We start from the raw sequence: 6,568 nt of genomic DNA, 5'->3' as shown, positions 1-6,568 counted from the left end.
GGCCTGTCTTCCGTCAGGTAGATTCGAATCCCTCAACTTCCACCAAGCCTCTCGACGAGGCTTTTTTTATTTTATGACATGCTATTTTTACATACTGTACTCTCAGACCTTAGATAAATATTATCTTGGTCATACCTGTGATATCCTTGAAGATAGACTGAGGCGTCATTTATCTAACCATAAAGGGTTTACTGGGAAATTGAAAACCATTCAAAATACAGCGGCTTATTCTACCAGCTTAAACATTAATCTTTCTACACTCAAACTCCCTCCACCTTTTCACAGGCAATCTACTTCCCGCATTTAGGACTTTCTGGATAAATTCATCACAATCTTTTTCAGAAAGCAATTTTTCTTCTATTGCCTTGCAAAGAAAATCGATGGTACTTAGATAAGTGATTTGATGCATTTTGCAGTAGTTGGCAATATCCTTCAGGTTGCTACTGGCAAGAATATTTTGGGAATAACGAACAACTGCCAAGCATGCAGCCTCTCCGTCTCCTTTGAACATAAACTTCTTGATATGTAAATATTCTTTCTTGACTTGGAAATCATTTTCAGGGAAAGGGACTAGTTCCAATAAATTGAAATTAATCAGATTATCTACTTCCGTCTTCCTTCCTGGCATTCTGGAGATTTCTGCATATACCTTATCTAATACTTTGATAGGATAAGGGAAAATTTTTGGCAGCAAAAGAATCTGCCCACCTTTAATGAAATGGGAAATGACATCAGCATCAATTAATATGATTTTTTCATGCTTCTTCATCCCCGTTTTTTATGACTTTAGAAAAATCTACCCCCAAATCTTCCAACAGGGAATAATAATGGGATTCCGAAATTGATCCCTCCTCAAAAAGCTTTCTTGCCAAATCTCCATAATCCCCAATGACTTCTTCTTGAAAATCCTTTTCATAAAGTTTTAAAGAATATCCATGACCCAAGGCACTTTTTCTCACATCTTGTTTATAATCTTGAAGTTGTTGTTTTTTAAGCAGTCCAAGTTCATTAAGTCTATATAACAATGCAGTCCTCGAACAGGAAAAATATTGTTCTATTCGGAGAACAGTAGCCAGACTGATTTTTCTATTGGCAAGCTCACTATCCGGTATCAAAGAAATTACTCCCTCTTCAGGCATCAAAAATTTTGAGGCAAAGAAATCAGCATTAAATTCTTCCTTGTCTTTCTTATTAAATATACCTGTAGAGCAAACTTGGTACTGGAAATTCTCTTGAATAAAAAGGTGATAGAGTTCATGACAAATAGTGAAATGCTGATGACCTACTGTTCTTGCTGTATTAATCAACATAAAGCGATTACTATTACCTACCTTAATCGCCATACCTGAAATATCCATTTCTAAAGGTCGAAAAACAGCAATCACCCCCAGCTTGTGGAGAAGACTTTTTAGATGTATGCTTTCAGTATTGCTGTAGCCATTTTTTGCCCGAAATTGGGAGGCGTACTTATCAAGAAGTAGTAGGTTCATTCTCGTGAAGATTTTTCATATTGAGATAATTCCTGACTATTTTTTTGAATTTGGCTATCTGTGCCAAATCTTTAGCATTAATGCTTTCTGCTCTAAAGGCTAAAGCAAGATTAACATTTGCCATATCCAAATTCTCTTCAAAAAAATCATATTCATCCACTCCGTACAAATTTGCCAGTTGGCTAAGGATTTTAGTAGACGCGGTTCGGCTTCCAATTTCATAATAGCTCACTTCTTCACGATTTATTTGAAGATAAGCAGCCACCTGCTTTTGAGTAAAACCCAATTTCTGCCTGATGGCTTGCATGTTTTTTCCGATGATTTGATCCTGTTTCATGTGTGTATTATTTAAAAAGTTTGTTACAAATGTATGGCTAAATTTACAAATTTTAAAATTATGTAACATTAATAGTTGATGCAAAGCACGTTTCATCCATTGACTATAATTGACAAAATTTACATTGCAACAAGTCCAAAAACAGTCATTTTTCCCACAAAAAAAGCCCCCAATCGGAGGCTCTTGTTTCATTAAAACTATTTATAGTTTAGAAAAATCATATATCAAACTTAATTCCCTGCGCCAAAGGTAGACTCGTACTATAATTGATCGTATTCGTCTGTCTACGCATGTAGGCTTTCCATGAGTCGGAACCTGACTCTCTACCTCCACCTGTTTCTTTTTCCCCTCCAAAAGCTCCGCCAATCTCCGCACCGGATGTACCTATATTCACATTGGCAATCCCACAGTCGGAACCGGCAGCTGATAAGAAGGCTTCTGCTTCCCGCATATTCAACGTCATGATAGAAGATGACAATCCTTGAGGCACTCCATTCTGCATGGCGATAGCCTCATCCAGGGTGCTATATTTCATTAGATATAGAATTGGAGCAAAGGTTTCTTCCTGAACCATGTGGAAATGATTTTTAGCTTCAATGATGCAGGGTTTCACATAGCATCCAGACTCGTATCGTTCACCCGTCAAGACTCCTCCAGGAACCAGCTCTTTCCCTCCTTCATTTTTTACTTTTTCAATGGCATTCAAATAAGCCTTCACAGCATCCGTATCAATCAATGGACCCACATGGTTTTTCTCATCCAGTGGATTACCTATCACCAACTTAGAATAGGCTGACTTCAAACGCTCCTTCACCGTATCATACACAGATTCCTGCACAATCAATCTTCGGGTAGTGGTACAGCGTTGTCCCGCAGTTCCCACTGCCCCAAACAAAGCTCCTCTAATAGCAATATCCAAATCTGCCTGCTCCGAAATGATGATGGCATTATTTCCACCCAACTCCAACAAGGATCTTCCCAAACGAGCAGCAACTGCCTGACCCACGATTTTACCCATTCTTACAGAGCCTGTGGCAGATATCAATGGGATTCTCGTATCCGTTGTCATGAGCTCCCCTACCTTATAATCGCCCATAATCAAACCAGAAAGCCCTTCTGGAAGATTATTAGCCGCAAAAACTTTAGAAACAATATGCTGACAAGCAATCCCGGAAATAGGTGCTTTTTCAGAAGGCTTCCAAATACATACATCTCCACAAACCCAAGCGATCATGCTATTCCATGACCAAACCGCAACCGGAAAATTAAAGGCCGAAATGATTCCAACGATACCTAAGGGATGCCATTGTTCGTACATGCGATGGCCTGGGCGCTCTGAATGCATGGTCAAGCCATATAATTGACGGGAAAGACCTACTGCAAAATCACAGATATCAATCATTTCCTGCACCTCTCCTAAGCCTTCTTGATAGGATTTTCCCATTTCGTAGGAAACTAACTTACCTAAATCATCTTTGACCTCTCGCAATGCATTTCCGATTTGACGGATGATTTCACCACGTTGAGGAGCAGGCATAGTTCTCCATGTTTGATAAGCTTCCAATGCCTTAGAAACTACCGCCTCATACCCTGCGGCATCTGTTGCCTGCACACGTGCAATAACGGTCCCATCTACGGGGGAAACAGATTCAAAATAAGCTCCAGAGCTATCCAACCAGTGATTACCGGTAGATGTACCTTTATTTTCTGAAGAAACACCAAGTCTTTGCAAGACTTCTTTAATTCCGAATTGAGTGGACATGGTTTTGGATTTATTGTGTGATACGGATGTAAAGCTAAAGAATAAAAGCGTGGAAGCCCTCAAAAAAAGCTACTTTTTCAAGCTCCCAATGATTCGTTTTGGACTAAAAAAATCCAATCTAGGCTGTAGCTGAGAGCCGGGTATAAATCGGTAAACAAAATTAACCCGGTAATTCCCAACCAAAAAAACGCTCTCCATATCGTTGATGGTCTGATTGCGCACCCTGTTTTGCACATAGTTCGCATTAATAGACCAACGATCAGAATTATACCCTACAAATCCTCTCCAGAAAATATTGGGACTCATACCCCAATTAACCTCTCGTATCCCTTCCACATCCATAGAAACACGGTTGACAGCCAAATTAGCAGAAATCATTCCTGTAATAAAAAAGTGCTTTGCAAATACCAAGGTGTGCACATAACCGACATTGGGGCCAAAATCAATGGACGCAATTCTATCAAAATTCCGTTGTACCGATAGTTCAGGTGATGGAGGCAAAATAAGACCATTATTACTCACTCGACTACCGTAAGCCTCTACGCCAATTACAAGCGAACCTGCCGACTTCTTTTGCCAGGCACTTTGGAGAAAGGCCGCTTTCAAGGATAATTGCTCACCATTAACCAAATATTGAATATTCAACCCTATTTGTCGCATTCGCATCTCAGGCAAAATAAAGATATCCTCCTCCCCTGCCCTGAGATCATCTAACAGATAATAACCCCGATATAATTGACCAAAAAAATCAATCACAAATTTATTCGGATACATATGCGCCTGCAAATCCAAATATCTGGTTTGCCCAGTACCTCTATCGGGATTCATAAACCCAAACCCATAAGCCAAATTGAGTGTGAAATCATCATAAGTCGCCCCAACTCCAAGATTCAAGGTACTATTAGGCTCAAACCTGTAAGATTGATCGGTCACTTGATCTCTTACAAGGAATGACGTGTATTTCCTAGAGGTATAAAATCTTGTCGTGAGCTGCTCCGGATAATTTTCAAAATAAGTCGTATCAGGCTGAAATTGCCCAAAAGACTCCAAGGTAATCGTGAAACAAAATAATAGGAGAAAATAAAATCTCATCGAACTAACTTATTTGGGACATCTATTTTAGAAGTTCATAAGAGAAGGATAAGTTCAAAGAAGGTCAGAAAAAATTAATTCTCACAATAACCTTCATTGATGTTGTCTAAAAACCAAAGCAGAAAAAGTTGCTTAATCACCCGTCACAAAGATACATAAAAATAAATTTGATAAGCAAGAAAATACTCGTGGTTTTTTTTGATTTTTTACCAAAAAAATGCCATCCACATTTAGTTTAACAGCAAGTTATCTGTAAAAAAAATGCGGATAAATTTTTTACCCAACTAAGTTTAACCTCCATAAAAAGAATTAGAGTTTCTTCATATGCTCATAAAACTATCATTTTAATGCATTTCATATACAATTTTTTGCTTTGTCTAGCTTTTTTAAGAACCCAAGTTTCCATTTCAACTCAAAAGTAAAAGGTTCAAAACCATCACATGACAAGCAAGAATACAATTGGTATAATTAAATTTTTCTTGCTTTAATGCAATTTGATTGTTCAGTTAATCAAAAAAAAATCCCGCCAACAGACATGCGAAACTGTCTATTGACGGAAATTGATTACTAAATAGTATGAAAGTAAAGTACTAAACCTTTTAAGAAACTTGACTCAAGGCTTTAGAAATTCTGTTTAAAGCCTCAGTCAATTCTTCCTCAGAAGCAGCATAAGAAATTCGCACACACTTTGGAGCGCCAAAAGCTTCACCTGTCACTAAGGATACATTCGCTTTTTCTAATAGATAAATACAGAAATCATCGGCATTCGAGATAACAAAATCACCCGCTTTTCTACCGAAAAAGGAGCTTACATCAGGGAAAAAGTAAAAAGCACCTTCTGGAATATGCGTCTCTATACCAGGGATAGCTTGTAATCCCTTCAATACCAAATCTCTTCTTTTGAGATAGGCTTTTTCCATTTCTACCGAAGGTGTTTGATCACCTGCGATTGCTGCTAAAGCCGCACGCTGGGCAATACCCGTACCTCCACTAGTAAATTGTCCTTGCATTTTTTCACAAGCTTTAGCGATAAATAACGGAGCACAAATATACCCTACTCTCCAACCAGTCATGGCGTATCCTTTCGAAAACCCATTGACAGTAATCGTACGCTCAAACATCCCAGGCAAAGAGCCAATACTAAAATGCTCGCCAGTAAAGTTGATCAACTCATATATCTCATCTGCAATAACATAAATATCTGATCGTTTTTGAACGACTTCCGCAATAGCTATTAATTCATCCTTGCTAAATACCGAACCGGTTGGATTGCATGGAGAAGAATAAATGACAGCTTTTGTACGGTCCGTAACGGCTGCCTCCAATTGAGCGGCAGTAGCTTTGAAATTATTTTCAATCCCACCTTCGATCAACACCGGAACACCCCCTGCTAACTTGATAATTTCGGCATAGCTTACCCAGTAAGGAGAAAAAATCACTACCTCATCTCCCTCATTCAGCATACACATAAAGACATTTGCAATGCTGTGTTTGGCGCCAGTTGATACTACGATATTCTCAGCTTTAGCATCGGTGATGTTATTTTGATTTCTAAGCTTTTTAGCAATCGCCTCTCTCAAATCCTGGTACCCAGCTACCGGAGGATAAGCGAAGTATTTGCCTTCGTCAATAGCGTCCTTCGCTGCCTGTTGAATATGAACAGGCGTTTTGAAATCGGGTTCCCCCAAACTTAAACTGATAATATCGATTCCTTGGGACTTTAACTCCCTGGCTTTTTTGGCCATGGCCAAAGTGGCCGATTCTTCCATCTGATTGATGCGGTCTGATAGGATTGAATTCATTTTTGGTTGTTTATTTTGCTGACCCAAAATTAAGGATTCAGCGGATTAATTCTAAACTTCAAGGGGATTTGATGAATGCTTCTTA

7 protein-coding genes are annotated in these 6,568 nt (G+C 38.8%); 1 reads left to right on the top strand and 6 read right to left on the bottom strand.

Translation table 11 applies throughout. The features are described from left to right. Positions 1–73 precede the first annotated feature (73 nt). Positions 74–307: a GIY-YIG nuclease family protein gene (locus ACXIUD_RS11675; RefSeq protein WP_458052822.1), complete on the top strand. Its 234-nt coding sequence runs from the start codon at positions 74–76 to the stop codon at positions 305–307. Here the strand turns inward: ACXIUD_RS11675 and ACXIUD_RS11670 are convergent. The 6 genes from ACXIUD_RS11670 to ACXIUD_RS11645 form a co-directional block, all read right to left on the bottom strand. Beyond that, positions 239–769 (bottom strand): hypothetical protein, encoded by a 531-nt coding sequence (locus ACXIUD_RS11670; protein WP_458052819.1) that lies wholly within the window; start codon positions 767–769, stop codon positions 239–241. The genes ACXIUD_RS11675 and ACXIUD_RS11670 overlap by 69 nt on opposite strands. Beyond that, positions 756–1,490 carry an ImmA/IrrE family metallo-endopeptidase gene (locus ACXIUD_RS11665; RefSeq protein ID WP_458052818.1) on the bottom strand — a complete coding sequence of 245 codons (735 nt, stop codon included), beginning with the start codon at positions 1,488–1,490 and terminating at the stop codon, positions 756–758. The genes ACXIUD_RS11670 and ACXIUD_RS11665 overlap by 14 nt, the downstream gene beginning before the upstream one ends. Continuing rightward, positions 1,471–2,019 (bottom strand): helix-turn-helix domain-containing protein, encoded by a 549-nt coding sequence (locus ACXIUD_RS11660; protein ID WP_458052817.1) that lies wholly within the window; start codon positions 2,017–2,019, stop codon positions 1,471–1,473. The genes ACXIUD_RS11665 and ACXIUD_RS11660 overlap by 20 nt, the downstream gene beginning before the upstream one ends. A 25-nt stretch (positions 2,020–2,044) precedes the next feature. Further along, a complete protein-coding gene (amaB, locus tag ACXIUD_RS11655) occupies positions 2,045–3,589 on the bottom strand; it encodes an L-piperidine-6-carboxylate dehydrogenase (RefSeq protein ID WP_458052816.1) in 1,545 nt (514 codons plus the stop codon). Between the two features lie 69 nt (positions 3,590–3,658). Next, the gene (locus ACXIUD_RS11650; RefSeq protein ID WP_458052815.1) at positions 3,659–4,681 is read right to left on the bottom strand and encodes a DUF4421 domain-containing protein; all 1,023 of its coding nucleotides are present in this window, start codon (positions 4,679–4,681) and stop codon (positions 3,659–3,661) included. 599 nt (positions 4,682–5,280) lie between these two features. After that, entirely contained in the window at positions 5,281–6,483 is a 1,203-nt protein-coding gene (locus ACXIUD_RS11645; RefSeq protein WP_458052814.1) for a pyridoxal phosphate-dependent aminotransferase, read from the bottom strand. Positions 6,484–6,568 lie beyond the last annotated feature (85 nt).

The organism is Mongoliitalea sp., assembly GCF_054166905.1.
The sequence above is the reverse complement of the archived record's forward strand: the minus strand, read 5'-3'. Positions and strand labels throughout refer to the sequence as shown.

Coding starts and splice junctions, on each gene's coding strand:
- ACXIUD_RS11675 (WP_458052822.1), top strand. CDS start 74: ATGACATGCTATTTTTACATACTGTACTCTCAGACCTTAGATAAATAT.
- ACXIUD_RS11670 (WP_458052819.1), bottom strand. CDS start 769: ATGAAGAAGCATGAAAAAATCATATTAATTGATGCTGATGTCATTTCC.
- ACXIUD_RS11665 (WP_458052818.1), bottom strand. CDS start 1,490: ATGAACCTACTACTTCTTGATAAGTACGCCTCCCAATTTCGGGCAAAA.
- ACXIUD_RS11660 (WP_458052817.1), bottom strand. CDS start 2,019: ATGAAACAAGAGCCTCCGATTGGGGGCTTTTTTTGTGGGAAAAATGAC.
- amaB (WP_458052816.1), bottom strand. CDS start 3,589: ATGTCCACTCAATTCGGAATTAAAGAAGTCTTGCAAAGACTTGGTGTT.
- ACXIUD_RS11650 (WP_458052815.1), bottom strand. CDS start 4,681: ATGAGATTTTATTTTCTCCTATTATTTTGTTTCACGATTACCTTGGAG.
- ACXIUD_RS11645 (WP_458052814.1), bottom strand. CDS start 6,483: ATGAATTCAATCCTATCAGACCGCATCAATCAGATGGAAGAATCGGCC.